We start from the raw sequence: 21,639 nt of genomic DNA on the forward strand, positions 1-21,639 counted from the left end.
TCCTACAGGTTCTATGCGCGAGGCGATCCGCCGCGGTCGTGTTGTGAAAACACTTCCCTGGCAGCAAACAACCCGTTCAGCGCAGCAGGGAAGCCGGCATATACAGCCATCTGCATAATAACTTCGATAATCTCCTGCTCCTTACACCCAACATTGAGCGCACCGTGGATATGCACCTTGAGTTGCGGTGCGGCGTTGCCCATTGCGGTGAGCGCCGCGACGACTGCGAGCTCTCTGCTTTTGAGTTCCAGACCCGGTCTTGAATAGATATCGCCAAACGGGAACTCTATGAGTAACCGTGCGAAATCAGGTGCGATGTCTTTCAGGCTTTCAATAACGTTTTCGCCCGCTTGGCCATCGATCTCTCTGAGCTTTGCCAGGCCTCTGGCATACCGTTCGTTTTCCATAAATCCCTGCTCCACTTAGGTGTGTAACCCACCTTAGGACTGCCGTTGTGCTTTGATCCAATACCTTTTGGGTGATACCTTTTCGGTATGAACGAAGCCATTGATCTGCGACAGTTCCGTTACTTCCTTGCACTCAGCGAGGAACTCAACTTTGGGCGCGCAGCAACGCGCTTGCACATTTCCCAGCCGCCACTGAGCAGGCAAATCCGTCAGTTGGAAAATCAACTTGGCGTCGAACTTTTTTTGCGGACGAAAGCAGGGGTAACGCTTACCGCGGCGGGCCTGGCATTTTTGCCTGAGGTCAAGCGAACACTGGCACAAGCGGCCAAGGCCGTAGCAATTGCACAGGCAATGCGCGAGGAGGAGAGCGGTCAATTGCGCGTGGGATACACGACGGTGTTTGATCGCAGCGTAATTCCCGATGTGTCGGGGCTCTTACGGCTGCGCCATCCGGGTTTGATGATCAAGACTACCGGTAAGCACTCGATCAGCCTCGTGCGGGACATCAAGAACGGCACGATGGATGTGGCTTTTATCGGCCTGCATACCGAGGCCAAAGGGCTGAAGGTCGAAACGCTCCTGGAGGAGCCGGTACTGATCGCTCTGCCAGCCAGTCACTCCATCGCGCGTAAGCGCAAGCTAGGCTTTGCTGACCTGAAAAACGAAGCGATATTCCGATTCGAGCGGCGGCTGAACCCGGGATTTTATGACCATTGCCAGGCAATCTTTGAGCGTCATAACTTCAGGCCTCGTACGGTGCCTGAACCCGACGACCATCACATATTGCTGGGCTTGATTGCTGAGGGGCAGGGTATGGCGTTTGTCTCGGCGTCACTCAAAAATGTCACGCGGCACGGGGTTGTCTATCGTCAGCTCAGGGATGAAGCGAGCCAGCTCTCAAGCGGGATCGCAATGGCGTGGTCCGACAGCAATTCCTCTGCAGTTCTGGATTGTTTTCTGGACCTTGTGCGCATCAAGATCCAGTCACAATAAGCCTTATTTTCCCTGGCATTTGCGCAGATTGCGCCAGCGTGGTTCATTCACGGCACTTGATTGGTGCGCAGCGTGTTTTCCACAAGAAAAACTGATCGTTGCCGTGTAAAAAACCCGTTTGTCAGGCATTAACGTGCCGACAGATCATTTCTTCATTGTTGATCAATGGAGAATATGATGAGTACGACGCAAAACACGCAGGCGCTGTCCGACTCCACGCCTGGCTCCTCGGCACCGGTCGCCTCGGGCAAAAAAATGAGTCGCCTGGCGGCTGCCAGTACCATTGGTACGACGCTGGAGTGGTATGACTTCACGGTCTATAACCTGATGGCGGCGTTGGTCTTCAATGCGATTTTCTTCCCGTCGTTCGACCCGCTGACCGGCACCATTCTCGCGTTCTCGACCTATGCCGTTGGCTACATCTCCCGGCCTCTGGGTGGCATCGTTTTTGGCCATCTGGGCGACAAGCTCGGTCGTCGTTTTGTGCTGGTCACTACGCTGGTACTGATGGGTGTGGCCACAGGGCTGATGGGCCTGCTGCCTACTTATGCGGCGTGGGGGATCTGGAGTCCGATCTTGCTGGTCGCGTTGCGCTTCGTCCAAGGCGCTGCCATTGGTGGTGAATGGGCGGGGGCTGTATTGCTCTCCATGGAACACGGTGCGCAGCACCAACGGGGTCGCAACGCTTCATTCACACAAGTCGGTCCGTCGTGTGGCACCTTGCTCGGCACCGGCTTTATTGCGCTGGTTTCATGGGGGCTGAGCCCGGAAGACTTCCAGTCGTGGGGCTGGCGCATCCCGTTCCTGTCCAGCGTCGCGCTGGTGATCTTCGGTCTCTGGTTACGCCGCGGAGTGGAAGAGACGCCGGTTTTCAAGGAAATCGAAGCCCACAACGCAACCGCAAAAACACCGATCAAAGAAGTCTTCAGCAACCACTGGCGTCGACTGCTGCTGGCCGGTGGCGCACGTGTGGGCTCGGATGTTCTTTATGCGCTGGTCGTGGTGTTCACGCTGACGTACGTGACGACGGTTTTGCACTTGCCGCGACCTCTGGCGCTCACCGCGACGATGATTGGTGCCGGGTTGAACGCGATCTGCGTGCCGCTGTTCGGCATTCTCTCGGACAAGATCGGCCGCAGACCGGTATACATCGGTGGCGCGTTGTGTGCGATGGCCTGGGCGTTTGTGTTCTTCAAGCTTATGGATACGGCTCAGCCACTGTCGATCTGTGTCGCAGTGGTCGTGGGCCTGGTGATTCACGCTGCGATGTACGGTCCGCAAGCGGCCTTCGTCACTGAGCAGTTCCCGACGCGGGTACGTTATGCCGGCTCGTCGCTGGCCTACACACTGGCCGGTATCATCGGCGGCGGCTTCGCGCCGCTGATCATTGCCAGCTTGTACAAGTCTTATAACTCGACACTGGCCGTTTCGCTGTACGTGTGTGCAGCGTTGGGCATCACGTTGATCGCACTGATCTGCGCCAGGGAAACAGCGGGCAAGCCGTTGGAGAAATAGGTTATAGCTGGATCAGTAAAGAGAAAGCCCCCAACCGGATGGTTTGGGGGCTTTTTTGTGGGCAATTACGCGCAACAGATCAACTCAACCCTGTGGGAACCGGGCTTGGTCCGGGCGGCATTCCGACGATAAACGATAACGCGCAATGGCTTCTGGTTGCGTCTCATGCATCGCGGGCAAGCCCGGCTCCCACAGATCAATCCGCGGCGGCTTAGCTCCGCTGATCTGCGCCAGGGAAACAGCGGGCAAGCCGTTGGAGAAATAGGTTACAGCGGGATCAGCAAAGAGAAAGCCCCCAACCGGATGGTTTGGGGGCTTTTTTGTGGGCAGTTACGCGCAACAGATCAACTCAACCCTGTGGGCGGCGGGCTTGGTCCGGGGGGCATTCCGACGATAAACGATAACGCGGAATGGCTTCCGATTGCGTCTCATGCATCGCGGGCAAGCCCGGCTCCCACAGGTCATTTCGTACGGCTGACTTTCACATCCTTGAACAGGCAGAACACCAATACTGCTGCGAGAATCTCCAGCGCCGCTACGAAGTACAGGCCAGCCGCAAGGCTGCCGGTCAAGGTGCGCAGCCAGCCGATCATGTAAGGGGCGATGAAGCCAGCCAGGTTGCCGATGCAATTGATCAGCGCAATGCCGCCCGCTGCCGCGGTACCCGCCAGGAACGCGCCGGGGATTGACCAGAAGACCGGGAATGCCGCCAGAATCCCGGCTGCTGCAATGGTCAGTGCGATCAAGGCCATGGTTGCGTTGCCCAGGCACAGGCCCGTCGCGATGAGGCCCAAGCCTGCGAGCAATGCTGCCATTGCGCAGTGGATGCGACGCTCGGCGGTTTTATCGGAATGGTGGCCGTTCCAAAGCATGGCCAGAGTGCCGACGATAAAAGGGATCGCTGCCAGCAAACCAATACTCATGGTGTCATTGACCCCCAGTGACTTGATCACCGAGGGCGTCCAGAACGCAATGGTCGCGTTACCCGAGACAATGCAGAAATACACCAGCGTACACAACCAGACCTTGGGGTTGCGAACCAGTGCTTTGAGGTCACTGTGCTTTTCCGGCTCCGCATCTTCGCGGGCAATCACCGCGCTGACCATCTGCTGTTCAGCAGGGCTCAACCATTTGGCGTTGACCGGTTTTTCCGGCAAATAGCGTAGTACGGCAAAACCGGCCAGCACCGAAGGGATGCCTTCGAGGATGAACAACCATTGCCAGTTCGCCAGACTCCCGACACCGACCATGCGACTCATGATGAAGCCGGCAATCGGGCCGCCAACCACACCGGCAATGGCGAACGAGGTCATGAACATGCCGTTGATGCGTGCCCGTTGCGCTGCCGGAAACCAGTAAGTGAGGTACAGCACCACGCCAGGAAAGAAGCCCGCTTCGAATACCCCGAGCAGGAAGCGCAGGATGTAGAACGACATCGGGCTGGAGACGTAGGCCATCGCCATCGACGTCAGGCCCCACAGGATGGTGATCCGGGCCAGTGTGCGGCGCGCACCGATTTTTTCCAGCAGCAGGTTGCTGGGTACTTCGAACAGGAAGTAACCGATGAAAAATATACCGGCTCCGAGTCCATAAACGGCCTCGCTAAAACCCAGGTCATCAAGCATCGCCAGTTTGGCAAAGCCGACGTTGACCCGGTCGATCCAGGCCAGTACGAACAGGAAAACCAGAAACGGCAGCAGGCGCCAGGCAATCTTGCGGTAGGTCGCGGCGGTTGCGGCCTGATCGGGCGCGACGTCAGCAGCGCTGCTATTCAGGGCGGGATTGTGGTTCATGTTGCATCTCCATCGATCAAGAGATGGCAGCCTGAAGAGGGCCGCCATACCGGTTCGCTCGCGGCAAAGGCCACGAGCGCAACGACAATCACGCTCAGGGTTACGGGGTACGCAGCAGGGCTTCGACACTGCGGGCGATTTGCAGCACCCGGGCGTCCTGACCATTCAGGCCCGCAATGGACAAACCCACCGGCAGCTCGCCGGGCACATGGCAGGGCAGACCGATCGCACAGCCGTCGAGGAAATTGATCACGCTGGTGTTGCGCAACACCAGGCCGTTGGTGGCGAAGAAGTGCGCATCATCTTGCTCCAAGGGGGCCAATTCCGGTGGTACGACAGCAACACTTGGCATCAGCCAGGCATCAGCATCTGCCAAACGCTCGCCCGCCAGCGCAATCATCGCCTGCCGTTGCGTGAGCAAATGCAGGTAATCGGCAGCACTCAAGGCTTCACCCCGACGAATGCGCTGTGCGACGCGTGGGTCGTAATCGGCAGCACGATCCCCGCTGAGCCACCCCTGATGCAAGTACCACGCCTCGGCGGCCGTCAGGCCACCTGCGGCATTGATCTTCGGCAAGTTGTGCAACTCGGGGAAGTCGAACCAGCGAATCGCTGCCCCTGCATCACTCAGGCGTTGCAAGCTGCGCTCGAAGGCGGCGGCCACCGTGGCGTCGACATTGTCCATGACAAAATCACGAGTGACGGCCAGACGCAGGCCTTGTAGCGAAGCCGCGCGGGTATCAAGTGTGTCGCCTGACAGGACGCTGTCCAGCAAGATGCTGTCGTCGACAGTGGCGGTAAGCGCGCCAATCGAGTCCAGGCTTGTGGCAAGAGGAAATGCCCCTCGGGTGGAGACACGACTGGCGCTGGGCTTGAAGCCCACCAGCGAGCAGAACGCTGCGGGGATTCGCAGTGAACCACCCGTGTCAGTACCCAGCCCGGCTACCGCCATGCCTTCAGCCACGCTGACTGCGGCACCGGAACTGGATCCGCCAGCTATACGCCCAGCGGCGACCGGGCTGGTGGGAGAGCCAAAATGCGGGTTCAGACCAAGGCCGGAAAACGCAAACTCGCTCATGTTGGTGCGACCCAGCAGGATAGCCCCAGCTGCTCTCAAGCGCTGGACGACAGGCGCATCGCTGACCGCCGGGGGAGCATCGGCAAGTACTTTGGAGCCCGCCGCGGTGACCTGCCCGTTCACATCGAACAGGTCTTTGATCGAAACCGGCAGACCGGCCAGCGGGGAGGGCACATAGCCCGCAGCGCGCGCCATATCACTGGCTCGCGCCGCTTGCAGCGCGCTTTCAGCATCCACTGACAGGTAAGCGCTGCCGCCTTGGGCGCGGTGCGCATTGATTCGGTCCAGCGCCGCGCTGACCAAGGCCTCGCTGGTAGTAACGCCCTTGGCAAGGTCCTCAGCCAGTTCTCTGATTGGCTTCATCTGCATTACTCCGCGACAGGCAACGGTTCGACGCTGTAGGCGTGGCGCAGGCTGCGATCAAGTACAGGGTCAAACAGCTCCATTTCGAACGCTTCGCCATAACCCAACTCACCGATCACCGGTTGTGTGCCGCAGAACATCGCAGTGCCTTGCGCCAGGCTCGCCGTATCGTTGAGTTTGCTCAGCAAGGTGTCGGGTGCCAGCAGGCTGGTGACCGGGCCTTCCTGGTAAAGCGTGCGAGCACCGTCACGTGTACGCCAGGTGCGCATGATCAGTTGATCCCAATGACCCTGCACCTCATCGAAACGCCAGGCAGTGGCGGCAATCGGCTTGTCGCACATTTGCTTGGAAACCGTCACATCGAACGCTTCAACCTTGCGGTCGGTGTGGTCCGAGCCCAGGCCGACCAGCAGGCCCACGCTGCTAGGGATCAGTACGAATTCAGTTTCCCCTGAAGAGTCTTTGCCCGGAACCTGGATAGTTTCGGACGGGTTAAGCAAGCTGGCAGCTACGCGATAGAAGCACGGGATTTGCGTGGGGCGGCGAACGCCGAGGGCTTCCAGTTCCGCAATATGGTGCTCCACAGCCTCGCTGTTACGGCCAGCCCAGCCCGCGATGATCAAGTGATCGATGTCTACGGTGACTTCGCCGTGGTTGGCGACCTGAAGATTAAGCTGAGTCAAGGTGTTGCCCTCGTTAAAGATGGAAAGAACACCAGTGCGATCTGAAGTTACACTGATATATCACAGGATTATCAATACGCAATTGGTATGCCAGCCACTTGTCTGGAGGATTAATAACTCTATTTATCAAATGGTTATGGGCTTTATCTGTTGTATGGGGATCAGGCCAAAAACGGACCGTGTTACCAAAGCGCACCACTTTTGCGCAGGCTGTGCATGCTAATGGCGCGTTTCTGTTACCGGTTTGAGAGGCAGTGGAAGCGACAATCGGGATGAGATGAAATACAGTGATATATCAGCAACGCCATTGAGGATTTTCGTATTGCTCGATTCAACTGACCTGCCCAGCGCCGATCCGGCAGAAAAATCCGCCGTGAAAGGCGGAGCCAGCCTGCGTGAACTGGCGTACCTGCAGATCAAGCAACGGATCATTTCCTGTCACCTGCGCCCAGGCGAAGCCATTAACGAGGCGCAACTGACGCAGTTGCTGGGGCTTGGGCGAACACCTGTGCATCAAGCGTTGCACCGCCTGGAAATGGAAGGCATGGTGACGATCCTGCCGCGCAAGGGCGTGATGGTGACGCCCATTTCGCTCAACGACATCCTCGACATGATCGAAGTGCGTCGAACCAACGAGGAGTTGTGCGTGAAGCTGGCAGTAGAGCGCGCTCAGGAGGAAGACTTCGTACGCATGCGTGAAATCATCGGCCGCACTCAACCGTTGCTGGAGCGGCGCGACGTGAAGGGGCTGATGGAAGTCGACTTGCAGTTTCACCTGGCTATTTCCGCTGCGGCGCGCAATCGGGTATTGGCTGAACTGCTACGCACGCTGCATGAAAAACAGGCGCGTTTCTGGTTTCTGACGTTGTCTGAAATGCACCACAGTGAACGCATCTATGACGAGCATTTGCAGATCCTCACTGCAATGGAAAATCGCGACAGCGAGGCCGCTATCAAGGCTATCCATCACCATATCGATGACTTCCGCCGGGCCATCATGCGTACCCTCTAGTTGCCATCGGTCCCGTCGTTTTAGAACCTGCAAATCCCGTGGGACGCCAATGCACTCGGCGTTCCGATCAGGGTGCCTCCTATGAGATGTCGAACACTCTGGCGTGTTACTTGCGTATGCAACCTGCTTGCTGACGCCCTCTGCGTGAGTTGATCAACTATTTTTGTACGGGCAGTTGTGCATGAACATGAAGTTTCTGGAAACATTTGTATGGGTCGCCAGGCTGAAAAGCTTTCGCCTGACCGCCGAAAAAATGTTCACCACTCAAGCCTCCATATCCAACCGCATTGCCGCTTTGGAGGAGGAGCTAGGCGCAAAGCTGTTTCTTCGCGACTCCAAACGGGTATCGCTGACGCCTGAGGGGGAGCGGGTACTTGATTATGCCGAGCAAATGATCGATACCCTGCACGCGCTTCAGCAATCCATCAGCGCCACCAGCGACCTCAAGGGATGTATGCGCCTGGGCGTCATGGACACCGTGATCCATACATGGTTGAGCCCATTTGTATCAACCTTGATGGAGTGCTATCCCGCGGTTGAAATCGAACTCACGGTCGATACATCGCTCAACCTCTGCGACCAGCTGCAGAAGGGTTATCTCGATCTGATCGTGCAGACCGATATGGTTCGCAGTGACTCGGTGCGCAACCAGCATTTGGCGGTACTGCCGATTGAGTGGATTGTCCCGGCCGGGTCGATCTATGAGCGCAGGTATGCATCTATTGAGGAGCTGGCAGGGGAACGCATCATCACGTATTCGCGTAACTCCCGTCCGCATCAGGACATTCTCAATCTGCTGCATGCGGGCGGTGTCGAAAGCCCACGCATCAGTTGTGTCAACTCTGTCGCCGCCATGACCCAGTTGGTTTGCGATGGCTTTGGTATTGGCGCGTTGCCGACCGCACTGGTCAGCAAAGAGCTGGCCGATGGCAAGTTGTTCATTCTAGAGAACGTCGCCCGACCTCAAGCGCTGGACATCATCGCCTGCTGGCGCGCCGGAGTGGGTCTGGAGTTGACTGAGCAAGTAGTCAGCATCGCCAGCCATACGCTGGAGCAATATGCCCGCCAGATGGGGCCGCAAATGGTGATTCTCAGCCGTCCCGATAGCAGCAGAAAAACACCTTGAACCATCTGATTAACATCGATTCCGCTGGCGCGAAGCTTGCCCGCGGATCAGACGATGCGGTATCTGACACCACCACGTTTTTTCGCCTTTCGCGGGCAAGTCGAATGGCTGCCCACTCGTCCCAACAGATCCCCGTGTCTGCAGCCTGACGAGTGACGCTCTACTTCTTACCCTCCCGAAGTTTTGCGTAACTGAGGCGCATGTCATTGGCCCAGCCATCCAGGACCGGCTTGACGTCATCCACGGTCAATTGGGTCTTATTGTTTTCCAGCGGTTTGCCACTGCCTTTGCGCACCACCTGGGCCAGGACCTTTTTGCTTTGTCCGTCGAGAAAAGCCGCTTCGGTGGCGATTTCCACGTTCTGGTCACGGCCACCGGCCGCTGTGTTTACTGCTGCTGCCACGAGTGCAATCGGGACAACTTCGTAAGGCCTCAGCCCCTCAGTGCTGGTCGACACTGCGGTAATCGCCGGACGTACGACGATGGTATTCGGGCCTGGCCCCTGAGCTAACGGCATGTCCTTGCCAAGTTCACGTTTGAGAGCCGCATCGAAATACCGGGTGATTGATTGCAACGCTTGGGCCGAAATCACGGCGGTCGGCTGCGGCTGAGGGTAAAACTGGCTAGGTTCGATGTACACATGGGTGTACTGATTCAGTTTGATGTCTGGATCAATCCAGCGCATGACCGGCGCGCCAGTCGCACTTTTTTCGGGCTTGAGCAAACTGTAATCCTTGAGGAAACCCGAGTATTGGCTTGGGTCGACCTGTGAACTGGCGCAGCCGACCAGACCCAGGATGGCGCAGCAAAGCATTGTGTTGAGCTTCGGCGTTTTCATCGCAACTCGTCCTTTTGTTGTTCACGATCAAGAGCGTGATCTCGTACTCCAGTGGCGTGTGCGAAAGCCGATATTGCCATGCCCGAGCACGAAGCCAAGCGAGCTGTGCCAACGGTTCCATGCCATCCGACACCCTGTGTGGGCGGCAGCGAGTGCCGTCATTTCCGGGGGGGGTGGACGAACGATGACCTGTATGACTATAGACGGCGTGACCAAAGACTCCACCCGCACGCGACCGCCGTGATGCGGCAAAAGCTCAGGCGATGTCCTCTGTTTATATAAAAACTCTGGCGGGGATAAGCAGATGGTGTCTCAGGATAAGAAGTAACGTAACGTTCGAGGACCGATACTGAAGAACACTGTTTAAACTTGCGCACTCTTATCATGCGCAATTTATTTGAATGCCCGGCTGGTATTAGTCAACAGACAGCGATCGTACTGATGCCCGGTTCGTCAGCTAATTTTTAAAGTGTTTTTCCTCGGGTTTTAAAAAAGAACTGAAAAGTCTGCCGTTGCGCCAGGCTCACGCTGCCGAGTACATATTCCATTTGATTGCCCGATGCAGGGTCGGGCCAACTCAGGTGAATACTGAAATTTTTCCTGTACCGATTAACTTTATTTTTTATCAAAGGCCTTTATTGGCCGAAGAGTTAACTCATTTGATCTGCGGTGTTTTGCCCCGCACGCATTTATACGCGCGACATTTTCGGGCGAAGCGGCATCCGCTTCCTTCATAGCTGACGGGGTAGCTACACATGCTTTTGAGACAATTGAAAATCGCCAGTCGTGTCATTACCTGTTTCGCTTTGATCGTGCTGATTGTGGGAGGACTGGGTCTTTTCAGTCTTCACCAAATGGCAAGCGTCCGTAACGAAGGACTGATTATTGAAAACAGTTCGCTGCCTGGTATCGCGTTGGGCGACGACATAGCACTGGCATTTTCCAATACGCGGGTAGAGGCCGTGAAACTGGTGTCCAGCGATGAGCAGCAATTGCAAACCGCGTATAACAATCTGCAATCGCAGCTCGAAGCGTTCAATGGAGCGATCGCCGCGTATCGTCCATTGATCGGTTCAAAAAACGAAGCCGACCTTATTGATGGTATCGCCGCGTCATTTGGACAATACAGCGCAACTGCGGGACGTGCCTTCGAATTATTGAAGAACCATCAGCAAGAGGCCGCCCGTAGTCTGGTGATGGTGGGGATGGCGACTACTGCTAAAGAGATTAACCATTATCTGAAGCAATTGGAGGAGTTCAACGACAACGAGAAGTCGACTGCCAGCGATCGCGCAAGTGATGCTTACGATAATGCTGAACTAGTGATCTGGTGGGTGCTTGCGTTTGCAGTGCTGGCGACGGTTTTGCTTGCCTGGCGTCTGACCGTCAGTATTGCCGGGCCTATCAGCCAGGCGCTCAGCGCGTCTGAAAAAGTGTCTTCCGGGGACCTGCGCAGTCAGGCGCAAGATATTACCGGCACGGACGAAGCGGCAAAGTTGCTGCAGTCGATGGAGCGGATGAGATCCAGCTTGCAGTCCACGCTGGCCCAAGTGGGTGGTGCTTCAGACCAACTCGGCTCGGCGGCGGAGGAGATGGATGCCCTGATGCGCGACAGCAACGCGGATCTCAATGTGCAGAACGGCGAAATCGAGATGGCCGCCACTGCTGTGACAGAGATGAGTCAGGCCGTTGAAGAAGTTGCGCGAAATGCAGTGGCGACTTCCGAGGAGTCACGCTCCTCGACACAAGCTGCACGTGAAGGGCAAGAGGAACTCAACAGAACGGTCAAATCCGTTTCCGAGCTTGCCGAGTACGTTGCCAGCGCCTCAACGCAGGCACAACTGCTGTCGTCTCACACCAAAGATATCAGCCGGGTATTGGAAGTCATCCGCGCAGTCTCTGAGCAAACCAACCTGCTGGCGCTTAACGCAGCGATCGAGGCCGCGAGGGCAGGGGAAGCCGGTCGTGGCTTCGCGGTGGTGGCTGATGAGGTCAGGGCACTGGCGCACCGTACGGGTGAGTCGACACGGGAGATCGAAACGATGATCGGGAAAATCCAGCAGGGTACAGCGGACACCGTAACCGCGCTGTCTTCTAGCACCGAGCAAGCGGCCCACACACGCAACCAGGCGGAGTCCGCAAGCCAGGCGCTAGCGTTGATCGCATCGTCGGTGGCTGGCATTGATGAGCGCAATCTGGTAATTGCCAGCGCCTCGGAAGAACAGGCTCAAGTCGCTCGGGAAGTTGATCACAACCTGGTGCGCATTCGTGATCTGTCCGCGCAGTCCGCTGTTCGCTCGGAACAGACCATCGGCGCAAGTGTGGCGCTTGCGCAACTTGCGAGTGAATTACGGGTGTCGTTGCAGAAGTTTCAGCTTTAAGTCGCTGTGATCCGTAAAGCTGGCGCTCTCGAGTCACGCGAGGCAGCGATGGCGGTGTATCAGCCTTAATGCTTCGCAGACTTCGGCAGCTCCTACAGAAAAGCGCGTTCATTCAGATAGTCAGGCTTTGTTTGATCGTCGCTTCCGCCTTCAGGCTCGAAGGTGGAGCGAGCTCGACGGTGCGGCAGTAATCCATGAATAACCGGGTTGCGCGAGTGGGCTGGTTATTACGTAAATACGCCATTACCAGGGTCGAAGCGGGCATGTCATCTTCGATATCAAGCTGCGCCAGTAGCTCGCCGTCGTAGGTTATGTTGGTGCAAGGCCGTGTGACCAGTACCGAAAACCCCAGGCCCTGGCCGACCATGCAGCGCACCATTTCAATCGAGGGTGAGCTGTAAGCCACCACCGGCGCGTAGCCTTTCTCGGTAAAAATATCCATGAAGTAGGTTCTGCTGGGCACGGCGTCCAGCAGGATCATGGGTTCCTGACTCAACTCGCGCAGTGTCACTGTTTGCCGCTGGGCAAGAGGATGCGCTGCTGGCAGCAGTGCATAAGGCTTGTGCGGTGCATTCAAGGCTTCTTTGTGGATCGTCGCACCCAGTTCAAGATCGTAAAGAAACGCCAGATCGAAGCGACCGCGGTGCAGCCCATGCATCAATTCGTGTTGCTCCCCGTCGCAGAGCTGAATAGTCACGTCGGGATAGAGTTGTTTAAAACCGGCAACAAGCCTGGGCATATACAGCGGTGCGGCTGATTCAAAACAGCCCAGTGCGATAGTGCCGGATACATTTTTGCTCTCTGCGCGAGAGTCCTGTTCCAGTTCTTCGGAAAGTCTCAGTAACTCTTTGGCCTTTTCGTACACTTTCCCCCCGCCGGAAGTCAGGGACACCCCTTGTGCGTGGTGACGTACAAACAGTGGCTGATTGAAAGCCTCTTCCAGATTTTTTATCGCCACGGAAATAGATGGCTGCGAGATATGCAGCTGTCGTGAAGCCTCGGCAATACTGTCCATTTCAACGGCAGTGACAAAGTACTTGAGCTGTTTCAATGTGAAATGCGTCACCGCGTACCCCGCCAACAATCGGCCATTAATGGAAGTGCCTGAATAGCTTTTGCCTATGCTCAGCGAAGAGCGTGCCAAGCGCTACGATTCGTGCTGATTCGGTTATTCGGCTGCCAGGTAATCCTTTAATCAGTGCTAAACGCGCGGCGCCTCAACTAATCCATTGCTCTGTACGGCCCACAGAATCTGGGGTTTGCACTGAAAGTGAGCAAATCAAAGCGGGTAAAACAGTTACCGCCCTAATAATGTGCGGCATATTCAGCGCAGGGTGAATAGTTTCGTTGTGCTGTTGCATTGAGCATATATCGCGCCGGTTCTGCTTAGGATTTTCCTACGCTATGAGCAAAAACTTACTATTGGGTCGTTTGGCGAAACTTCGCTCATGATGGCCTCAGAAGGGAGAGCGGGGCAGCGCTCAATATTCAACTTGCGTTGGATATAACCCGCCATTGTACTTAGCCGAGTACTTAGACGAGCGAGCCGACGACGATGACGTTTGACTGGAAATACATGTTTGGTCTGTTCAGCGATACCGAGTTCTGGATGGCAACGTGGACCGTCATACAGCTCAGTACATTGACCTGGCTGATCAGCATTGTTCTGGGTTTCGTCGTAGCGCTGGCCAAACAATCTTCCAGCCCGCTGATCAACTTGCCTGCTCGGGGCTATATCTGGTTGTTCCGCAGCCTGCCTTTGCTGGTGTTGCTGATATTCGTCTACAACTTGCCACAGGCGCTGCCCGCCACGTCCGCGGTGCTGGCCAACCCGTTCTGGGCCGGGTTGATCGCCCTGGTGTTGTGCGAAACCGCTTATGTCGCGGAAATCCATCGCGGCGGGCTGTTGTCGATTGCCAAAGGGCAAAGCGAAGCAGCCAGAGCATTGGGATTACGCTTTGTCGGTACGCAGTGGCGCATTGTGATTCCACAGGCGCTGCGCGTGGCGTTGCCGTCGCTGACCAACGAATACATTTCAATCGTCAAGCTCAGCTCGCTGGTGTCGGTGATCTCGCTGACCGAGATTCTGATGGTGGGTCAGCGCCTGTATTCGCAGAACTTTCTGGTCATGGAGACCATGGCGGCGGTGGCGTTTTACTACGTGCTGATCGTTACCGTGTTCGACTTCCTGCTCAAGCGGCTGGAGCGTTATCTGGATGTCACTCAACGCAAAGTGGTGCGTGAGCCTGACGCTGAAATGCTCCAACTCGCCACTCGGGAGCGTGCGGTAATTGATCGTCCTGTCTCCGACTTCACAGGCCCGGCACTTCAGGCCACCAAATTACACAAGGCCTACAACGACATTGAAGTGCTGGGCGCCGTCAGCCTGCAGATTCATCCGGGCGAAGTGGTGTCGGTGATCGGGCCTTCCGGCTCGGGCAAGACTACTTTGATCCGTCTGCTCAATGGCCTTGAGCAGATCGATAACGGTGATATCAGGATCAATGGCCAGCCGTTTATTCACCTCGTCCGTCAAGGTGCGCAACCGCCGCGCTACGTCGAGCATACAGAGCATCGTCTGAACATCGGCATGGTGTTCCAGAGCTTCAATCTGTTTCCGCACCTGACTGTGCTCAATAACTTGCTGCTGGCTCCGCGTTATCACCGCCTGGCTTCAGCGCAGGAGTTGAAGCAGCAAGCGTATGAGTTGCTGCACAAGGTCGGCATGCTCGAGCACGCCTGGAAATACCCGCATCAGTTGTCCGGCGGGCAACAGCAGCGTGTAGCGATTGCCCGTGCGTTGATGATGCGTCCGCAAATCATGCTGTTCGATGAGCCGACATCAGCACTCGATCCAGAGAAGGTCAACGAGGTGCTGCAGGTGATCGAAACCCTGGCGAAGGAGGGCATCACCATGGTCATCGTGACCCATGAGATGAACTTCGCCTTCAAGGTCTCTGACCGAATCGTATTCATGGAGAAAGGCCGGGTGGTCTGCGACGACAGCCCGCAGGCCCTGCGCGATGGACAGCACCCGCGAGTGGAAGCTTTTCTGAAAGATGTTTCGTTGGCTTGAAACCTTAACGTTTTGTTTGCAGGGGAGAAGAACATGATCGAGCAATGGCAGATCGACCAGTTTCACGCGCAGGGTTTTCTGGTCGTTGAGGGCGTGCTGGCAGCCGACGAAGTGGCGGCGTTGCAGCATGACTTCGACCAGTGGGTGGAAGACAGCCGCACCCAAGACCGTGCGTGGGGGCAGACGCTGGACGGTCGGCCGCGTTTCGATCTTGAAAGCGACCATCGCCCGGATCATCCGTCGTTGCGGCGCGTGACCTCGCCGACGGAAATCTCACCGGCTTACCAACAGACTGCCTTCCAGTCGCGCATGGCGGCCATTGCTGCGCAGTTGATCGGAGGCAACGGCACGCGCTTTCATCACAGCAAGATCAACTCAAAATTGCCGCACACGGCCACCCAGGTGAAGTGGCATCAGGACTTTCTGTTCACGCCGCACAGCAACGACGACCTGGTGACAGCGCTACTGATGGTCAGTGACGTGACTCCCGAAAATGGCCCGCTGAATGTCGTGCCGGGCAGCCATAAGGGCGAGCTTTGGTCACATTGGCAGAACGGACGTTTCACGGGGGCAGTGGAAGACGCGGTTGTTGAAGAGCATTGCCAGCAACCGGTGGCCTGTTATGGGCCTTCGGGCTCCGTGTGCTTCATGCACACCCGCTTGCTGCACGCCTCAAGCCCGAATGAAACCGAGTTGCCGCGCACATTGTTCATCAGCGTGTACGCCGCCGAAGACGCGTTGCCCTTTGGCGAAAACCCGCTGCCCAGCGAACACACCAGCTTGATGGTGGCGGGACACGAAAGCGGCCTGGTGCGCAGCACCGCGAACCAGATCCGTCTGCCGCAGAAACCCAAGGGCGCTTCGTTTTTTGTACAACAGGCCGGAAACGACCTGGCCACTGCCTGATACCTGAATAGCCACTGCCTGAACCTTACTGACTCCACGAGGAATACTTATGAAGCTGACCCGTCTGTTCGTTCGTCCCGCTGCGATGGTTGTACTAGGCGCTGCGGTTGCCATGGCTTCATCGATGGCTTCGGCTTTCCAGCAGCCAGGCAAGATCATTGCCGGTTCCGACATGACGTTCTATCCGTATGAGTACATGGACAACAACCGTCCGGCCGGCTTCGACATCGAGTTTCTGGATGGTCTGGCGAAGGTCATGGGGATGAAGGCCGAGAATCTCGACACCCGTTTTCCCAACCTGATCGGCGGGCTGCAAGGCGGCCGGTTTGATATCACCAACTCGTCGATGTACATCACCGCCGAACGCCTGAAAGTCATCGACATGATCCCTTACCTGAAAAGCGGGGAGTCGATTCTGGCAGTCAAGGGCAGCGCGTATCAGCCAAAGACTCCGGAAGATTTCTGTGGCCACAAGATCGGCTCCATGGCCGCCACTTCCTGGCTGCAACAACTGCAGAAACTGTCCACTGACTACTGCGTAAAGAACGGCCTGCCGCCCATCGCGATCAGTGAATACGGTACTGATCCGCAAACCACTCAAGCGATGCTGGCTCACGCAGTCGAAGCTCAGATCACCGACGCTGCTGTGGCGCGGGGCGTGGTTGAAAAGCTCGGTAACCGGGTAGTGATTTCATCCGAGACGTTGATCTATCCGGTGCTTAACGGCTTCGGCGTGAAGAAAGGCAACGATGTCGTCCGTAATGCGTTGGTTGAAGGGCTTGAGAAGTACAGCAAAACACCTGAATACAAGGCTTTGCTGGACAAGTACAAGTTCCAGGCGCCGACGGCGGATGACATTGCAGCGCTGATGCCCAAGCCCTGATTGGCACGTTTGCAGACGCGCAGTAAACGCTGACTGGTTTCAACCTGGAATTTTGCCTTTGTTTGGCAGGAGGATTTTCGACATGGCCCTTAACTTCGAGGAGCAGACGCGTCTGGATCTGGCGGCGACCTTCCGCATCATTGCTCACCTGGGCATGCATGAGGCGGTGGCCAACCATTTCAGTGCGGCCGTTTCATCTGACGGAAAGCAGTTTCTGCTGAATCCAAAGTGGAAGCATTTCTCGCGCTTGCGTGCCAGTGATCTGCTGCTGCTCGATGCCGATGATCAAGACGCCGCGCAGCGACCGGGTGTAGACGCGACAGCCTGGTCCATTCATGGACAGATGCACCAGCGTCTGCCTGAAGCCCGTGTGGTGCTGCATCTGCATCCCGTTTACACCACTGCGGTAGCGTGCCTGGCGAAGCCGCACATTCCGGCAATCGATCAGAACACGGCGCGCTACTTCAACCGGGTGGCGATAGACGAGCTTTACGGCGGTATGGCCGACACCACCGCCGAAGGTGCTCGCCTGGTCGGGCTGCTGGATGGGAAAAGCCGTCTGTTAATGGGTAACCATGGCGTGATGGTCACTGCGCCGACGATAGGTGAGGCGTTCGATGACATCTGGACCCTGGAAAGGGCCTGCCAGATCCTGGTCACGGCCTGGTCCACAGGTCAGCCATTGAAGACGCTGCCGGACGATGTCGCAGAAAAGACAGCTCGGGACTGGGAAAAGATCACCGATTTTTCGCAGCAGCATTTCGAAGAAATGAAGTGGCTGATGCTTCAGGCGGATCCTTCACTGGCCGACTGACCCAAACATTTCACTGACTGTATACGCGTCTGCGGATGCCGTAGGGCTTATCGCGCCTGCACGCTGACATTTTCGTTATTTTTACTGCGTCAACCCGTCACAAAGGGCGTGTTGAAGGATGCCAGGATGACCGAACACATCACAGAAATTGACACGCTCGTCGTAGGGGCAGGGCAGGCCGGTGTCGCCATGAGTGAACACCTGAGCCGACTGGGCATTGCCCATCTGGTACTGGAAAAACACCGCGTTGCCGAAGCGTGGCGCAGCGGCCGCTGGGATTCGCTGGTCGCCAATGGGCCCGCCTGGCATGACCGGTTTCCGGGCCTCGAATTCGACATGGACCCGGACGGGTTTGCCGGCAAAGAACAGGTCGCCGACTACTTCGAACGCTACGCACGCAAATTCAACGCGCCGATCAAGACCGGCGTCGAGGTCAAGCGTGTGACCCGCAACGTGGAGCGTGCCGGTTTCACTGTGGAGACCAGCGCGGGTACTTACATTGTCAATCATCTTGTGTCTGCGACCGGGCCGTTTCAGAAGCCCGTCATTCCACCGATTGCGCCCAAGGATGACGCGCTGCACCAGATCCACTCGGCGCAGTACTTCAACCCTCAGCAATTGCCTGACGGCGCCGTGCTGGTGGTCGGGGCGGGTTCGTCCGGTGTACAAATCGCCGATGAGCTGCAGCGTTCCGGTCGCCAGGTCTACCTGTCAGTGGGGCCTCATGATCGTCCACCGCGAGCCTACCGCGGCCGTGATTTCTGCTGGTGGCTTGGCGTCCTCGGGCTGTGGGACAGCGAAACCGTGCAGCCCGGAAAAGAGCACGTCACGATTGCCGTCAGCGGCGCGAGAGGCGGCCAAACCGTTGATTTTCGCCGCCTTGCTCAAGCGGGCATGACGCTGGTCGGCCTGACTGAAAGCTTCGCCGAGGGCAAGGTGCGCTTCCAGAATGACCTCGGCAAAAACCTTGATCGGGGTGACGAGAACTACCTGTCATTGCTGGATGCCGCCGATGCTTACGCCAGACGCAATGGTCTGGATCTACCACTGGAGCCCTCTGCTCGTGAACGCGTGGCTGATGCTCCGTGCATCACTAGCCCGTTGCGCGAGCTGGATCTGAGCGCAGCCGGTGTCAGCTCCATCATCTGGGCCACAGGTTATTCCCAGGACTACAGCTGGCTGCAGGTCGATGCGTTCGACGTCAAGGGCAAGCCGATGCATCAGCGCGGGGTGTCCAGCGAGCAAGGTCTGTATTTCGTAGGTCTACCCTGGCTGTCGCGACGCGGCTCGGCATTCATCTGGGGCGTGTGGCATGACGCCAAACATGTCGCTGATCAAATCGCCACACAGCACAAGTATCGCTCGTATGACCAAGGCAAGCGTGTTGCCCCCACAGTTCGGTTGCGCAACGTTAAAGGTTGAGCGTCGTTAATTGGGCGCAGGTCGCGCCCCCCAGTGTTCACAGGAGTTTTCCATGGCTACCCCGACCCACACGCGTATTCGCATGTTCAACACCAAAGATACCTACCCCAACCAGAGCCTGGACAACGACCTCTGCCAGGCGGTGCGTGCCGGCAATACTGTGTATGTGCGCGGCCAGGTCGGCACCGACTTCGATGGCAACCTGATCGGCCTCGGCGACCCCGCAGCTCAAGCACATCAGGCGATGAAGAACGTCAAACAGTTGCTGGAAGAGGCAGGCAGCGACCTGTCGCACATCGTCAAGACCACGACCTACATCATTGATCCACGTTATCGCGAGCCGGTTTATCACGAAGTGGGCAAGTGGCTTAAAGGTGTTTTCCCCATTTCCACCGGGCTGGTGGTATCTGCACTGGGCCAGCCGCAGTGGCTGATGGAAATTGATGTGATCGCTGTTATTCCCGAATAAGGACTCTCGTCATGACCTTTTCCATTGCTGCACGTTGCGCCGAAACTGGCCAGTTGGGTATTGCCATCAGCTCATCAAGCATTGCCGTGGGCGCCCGTTGCCCCTGGCTGCGCGCCGGTGTTGGCGCTGTGTCTTCGCAAAACATCACACTGCCAGCCTTGGGCTTGCAAACGCTGGATTTGATGGCGCAGGGCGCGTCATCTGCTCAAGCATTGGAGCGGTTGTTGGTAGACCAATCGTTCATGGAATATCGGCAAATCACAGCAATTGATCACTTGGGCCGTGTCGCGCATTTCAGCGGCAGCGAAACGCTCGGGCTCAACAAGGCCGTCAGCGGTGAGCAGTGCGTGGCGGCCGGCAATATGCTGGCTAATCCTGATGTGATCAACGTCATGGTGCAGGCTTTTGAGCAGGCCTCAGGGCACCTGGCTGAGCGTCTGTTGCAAGCCATGCGCGCGGGACAGACAGCGGGCGGAGAAGCCGGACCGGTACATTCCGCAGCGCTGAAAGTCGTGGCTGATGTGCCTTGGCCTATCGTTGATTTGCGTGTCGATTGGGCCGAGCACGACCCGATCAATGTATTGGAAGACCTGTGGCAGGCTTATCAGCCGCAAATGCAGGATTATCTGGACCGCGCCCTGAATCCCGCCGGAGCACCAGGTTACGGCGTACCGGGAGATGATCGATGAGCGACAGTCGTGAGTTATTGGCTCGATTGGTCGCATTCGACACGACCAGCCGAGAATCGAATCTGGCGCTGATCGATTTTGTGCGTGGTTACCTCGATAGCCATGGCGTTTCCTGTGAACTGATCTACAACGCGCAAAAGACCAAGGCCAATCTGTTCGCGACCATCGGTCCGGCGCAAGTTCCTGGCATCGTCCTGTCTGGCCATACGGATGTAGTGCCGGTAGACGGCCAGGCCTGGACTTTTCCGCCGTTCGAGTTGAGCGAGGAGGAGGGTCGGCTATACGGCCGTGGCACCGCCGACATGAAAGGCTACATAGCGTGTGTTCTGGCGATTGTTCCGCAGTTGACGCAGAACACGCTGCGCATGCCAGTGCACATTGCTCTTTCCTACGATGAAGAAGTGGGATGCCTGGGCGTTCGTTCATTGCTGGAAGTGCTGGGTTCAAGGCCAGTGAAGCCGCTGCTCTGTGTGATCGGTGAACCCACGGAGTTAAAGCCGGTGCTTGGACACAAGGGCAAAGTAGCCATGCGTTGTGATGTGCATGGCCTGGCTTGCCATTCGGCCCACTCGCCCAGTGGCGTCAACGCCATTGAGTACGCGGCGCAGTTGATCAGTGAGCTGGGCCGTCTTGGGAAAGCATTGCAGGCTGAAGAGCTGCAGGATGCGCGTTTTGATCCACCGTTTTCAACCGTACAGGTTGGCGTGATCGGCGGTGGAACAGCGTTAAACATTGTTCCCGAACATTGTCGTTTTGACTTTGAAGTGCGCTCGCTGCCGGTACAGGATCCGCACGACGTTATCACTGCCATGCAGGCGTACGCACAACATAACCTGCTACCCGCGATGCAGGCCGTCAGCGGGTTGGGTGACATTCGCTTTACCGAGTTGTCGAGTTACCCCGGCCTGGATACTTCGATGCACAGCCAGGCCGCAGAGTTGATCGCGCAGTTCTGTGGTTCTCGGGCATTCGCAACCGTTGCCTTCGGCACTGAGGGCGGGTTGTTCGATCAATCAGGAATTCCGGCAGTGGTCTGCGGCCCCGGCAGCATGGCGCAGGGACACAAACCGGATGAGTTCATCAGCATCGAACAGCTTGAGGCGTGTGATCAGATGCTGAGACAGGTGTTGGCGTTTGTACTGCGCTAACCTTTCAAGCGATCCGCTCAGTGCTCACAGCGCAAGCCACGGA

General features: G+C 57.0%; 19 protein-coding genes and 1 pseudogene. 14 read left to right on the forward strand and 6 right to left on the reverse strand.

What is annotated here, in order from left to right; all coding sequences use genetic code 11:
• Positions 1-11: 11 nt before the first annotated feature.
• Positions 12-407, reverse strand: a complete 396-nt coding sequence (locus tag AUC60_RS01450) for a carboxymuconolactone decarboxylase family protein (protein WP_087264266.1) — start codon at positions 405-407, stop codon at positions 12-14.
• 87 nt (positions 408-494) lie between these two features.
• Between AUC60_RS01450 and AUC60_RS01455 the strand changes: the two genes are divergently transcribed.
• On the forward strand, positions 495-1,400 hold the full coding sequence (locus tag AUC60_RS01455; RefSeq protein ID WP_087264268.1) for a LysR family transcriptional regulator: 906 nt from the start codon (positions 495-497) through the stop codon (positions 1,398-1,400).
• Between the two features lie 177 nt (positions 1,401-1,577).
• Positions 1,578-2,915, forward strand: a complete 1,338-nt coding sequence (locus AUC60_RS01460) for an MFS transporter (protein WP_087264269.1) — start codon at positions 1,578-1,580, stop codon at positions 2,913-2,915.
• Positions 2,916-3,376: 461 nt separating this feature from the next.
• Here the strand turns inward: AUC60_RS01460 and AUC60_RS01465 are convergent, their stop codons facing one another.
• The 3 genes from AUC60_RS01465 to AUC60_RS01475 form a co-directional block, all read right to left on the reverse strand.
• A complete protein-coding gene (locus AUC60_RS01465) occupies positions 3,377-4,708 on the reverse strand; it encodes an MFS transporter (protein WP_087264271.1) in 1,332 nt (443 codons plus the stop codon).
• Positions 4,709-4,808: 100 nt separating this feature from the next.
• On the reverse strand, positions 4,809-6,149 hold the full coding sequence (locus AUC60_RS01470; RefSeq protein WP_087264272.1) for an amidase: 1,341 nt from the start codon (positions 6,147-6,149) through the stop codon (positions 4,809-4,811).
• A gap of 5 nt (positions 6,150-6,154) precedes the next feature.
• Positions 6,155-6,832: a DUF2848 domain-containing protein gene (locus AUC60_RS01475; RefSeq protein ID WP_087264274.1), complete on the reverse strand. Its 678-nt coding sequence runs from the start codon at positions 6,830-6,832 to the stop codon at positions 6,155-6,157.
• Between the two features lie 322 nt (positions 6,833-7,154).
• On the opposite strand from AUC60_RS01475, the gene AUC60_RS01480 reads away from it, so the two are divergent.
• The gene (locus AUC60_RS01480; protein ID WP_238599492.1) at positions 7,155-7,844 is read left to right on the forward strand and encodes a GntR family transcriptional regulator; all 690 of its coding nucleotides are present in this window, start codon (positions 7,155-7,157) and stop codon (positions 7,842-7,844) included.
• Between the two features lie 181 nt (positions 7,845-8,025).
• Positions 8,026-8,970 carry a LysR family transcriptional regulator gene (locus AUC60_RS01485; RefSeq protein ID WP_087264278.1) on the forward strand — a complete coding sequence of 315 codons (945 nt, stop codon included), beginning with the start codon at positions 8,026-8,028 and terminating at the stop codon, positions 8,968-8,970.
• 160 nt (positions 8,971-9,130) lie between these two features.
• Here the strand turns inward: AUC60_RS01485 and AUC60_RS01490 are convergent, their stop codons facing one another.
• The gene (locus AUC60_RS01490) at positions 9,131-9,808 is read right to left on the reverse strand and encodes a DUF3313 domain-containing protein (protein ID WP_087264280.1); all 678 of its coding nucleotides are present in this window, start codon (positions 9,806-9,808) and stop codon (positions 9,131-9,133) included.
• Between the two features lie 755 nt (positions 9,809-10,563).
• Between AUC60_RS01490 and AUC60_RS28370 the strand changes: the two are divergent.
• Both AUC60_RS28370 and AUC60_RS28375 read left to right on the forward strand, forming a co-directional pair.
• Positions 10,564-11,331, forward strand: a pseudogene (locus AUC60_RS28370) (MCP four helix bundle domain-containing protein); the annotation flags it as partial.
• Positions 11,332-11,460: 129 nt separating this feature from the next.
• Entirely contained in the window at positions 11,461-12,189 is a 729-nt protein-coding gene (locus AUC60_RS28375; protein WP_420800717.1) for a methyl-accepting chemotaxis protein, read from the forward strand.
• 112 nt (positions 12,190-12,301) lie between these two features.
• Here the strand turns inward: AUC60_RS28375 and AUC60_RS01500 are convergent, their stop codons facing one another.
• Positions 12,302-13,204: a LysR family transcriptional regulator gene (locus AUC60_RS01500; RefSeq protein WP_238599502.1), complete on the reverse strand. Its 903-nt coding sequence runs from the start codon at positions 13,202-13,204 to the stop codon at positions 12,302-12,304.
• A 540-nt stretch (positions 13,205-13,744) separates the two neighbouring features.
• Here AUC60_RS01500 and AUC60_RS01505 point away from each other — a divergent pair.
• From AUC60_RS01505 to argE, 8 genes are all read left to right on the forward strand, one after another.
• A complete protein-coding gene (locus AUC60_RS01505) occupies positions 13,745-15,265 on the forward strand; it encodes an amino acid ABC transporter permease/ATP-binding protein (protein ID WP_087264283.1) in 1,521 nt (506 codons plus the stop codon).
• Positions 15,266-15,298: 33 nt separating this feature from the next.
• The gene (locus tag AUC60_RS01510) at positions 15,299-16,171 is read left to right on the forward strand and encodes a phytanoyl-CoA dioxygenase family protein (protein WP_087264284.1); all 873 of its coding nucleotides are present in this window, start codon (positions 15,299-15,301) and stop codon (positions 16,169-16,171) included.
• A 49-nt stretch (positions 16,172-16,220) separates the two neighbouring features.
• Positions 16,221-17,054, forward strand: coding sequence for an ABC transporter substrate-binding protein (locus tag AUC60_RS01515; RefSeq protein WP_087264286.1), 834 nt, complete (start codon positions 16,221-16,223; stop codon positions 17,052-17,054).
• Between the two features lie 82 nt (positions 17,055-17,136).
• Complete coding sequence (locus AUC60_RS01520; RefSeq protein WP_087264288.1) at positions 17,137-17,868, forward strand: class II aldolase and adducin N-terminal domain-containing protein; 732 nt, start codon at positions 17,137-17,139, stop codon at positions 17,866-17,868.
• Between the two features lie 126 nt (positions 17,869-17,994).
• Positions 17,995-19,290: a flavin-containing monooxygenase gene (locus AUC60_RS01525; RefSeq protein ID WP_087264290.1), complete on the forward strand. Its 1,296-nt coding sequence runs from the start codon at positions 17,995-17,997 to the stop codon at positions 19,288-19,290.
• Between the two features lie 52 nt (positions 19,291-19,342).
• Positions 19,343-19,759: a RidA family protein gene (locus tag AUC60_RS01530; protein ID WP_087264292.1), complete on the forward strand. Its 417-nt coding sequence runs from the start codon at positions 19,343-19,345 to the stop codon at positions 19,757-19,759.
• Positions 19,760-19,770: 11 nt separating this feature from the next.
• Positions 19,771-20,448 carry a DUF1028 domain-containing protein gene (locus AUC60_RS01535; protein ID WP_087264294.1) on the forward strand — a complete coding sequence of 226 codons (678 nt, stop codon included), beginning with the start codon at positions 19,771-19,773 and terminating at the stop codon, positions 20,446-20,448.
• A complete protein-coding gene (argE, locus tag AUC60_RS01540; RefSeq protein WP_087264296.1) occupies positions 20,445-21,596 on the forward strand; it encodes an acetylornithine deacetylase in 1,152 nt (383 codons plus the stop codon). Before AUC60_RS01535 ends, argE begins: the two co-directional genes overlap by 4 nt.
• The last annotated feature ends 43 nt before the right edge of the window (positions 21,597-21,639 follow it).

The sequence above is a fragment of the Pseudomonas caspiana genome (genome assembly GCF_002158995.1).
GTDB lineage: Bacteria > Pseudomonadota > Gammaproteobacteria > Pseudomonadales > Pseudomonadaceae > Aquipseudomonas > Aquipseudomonas caspiana.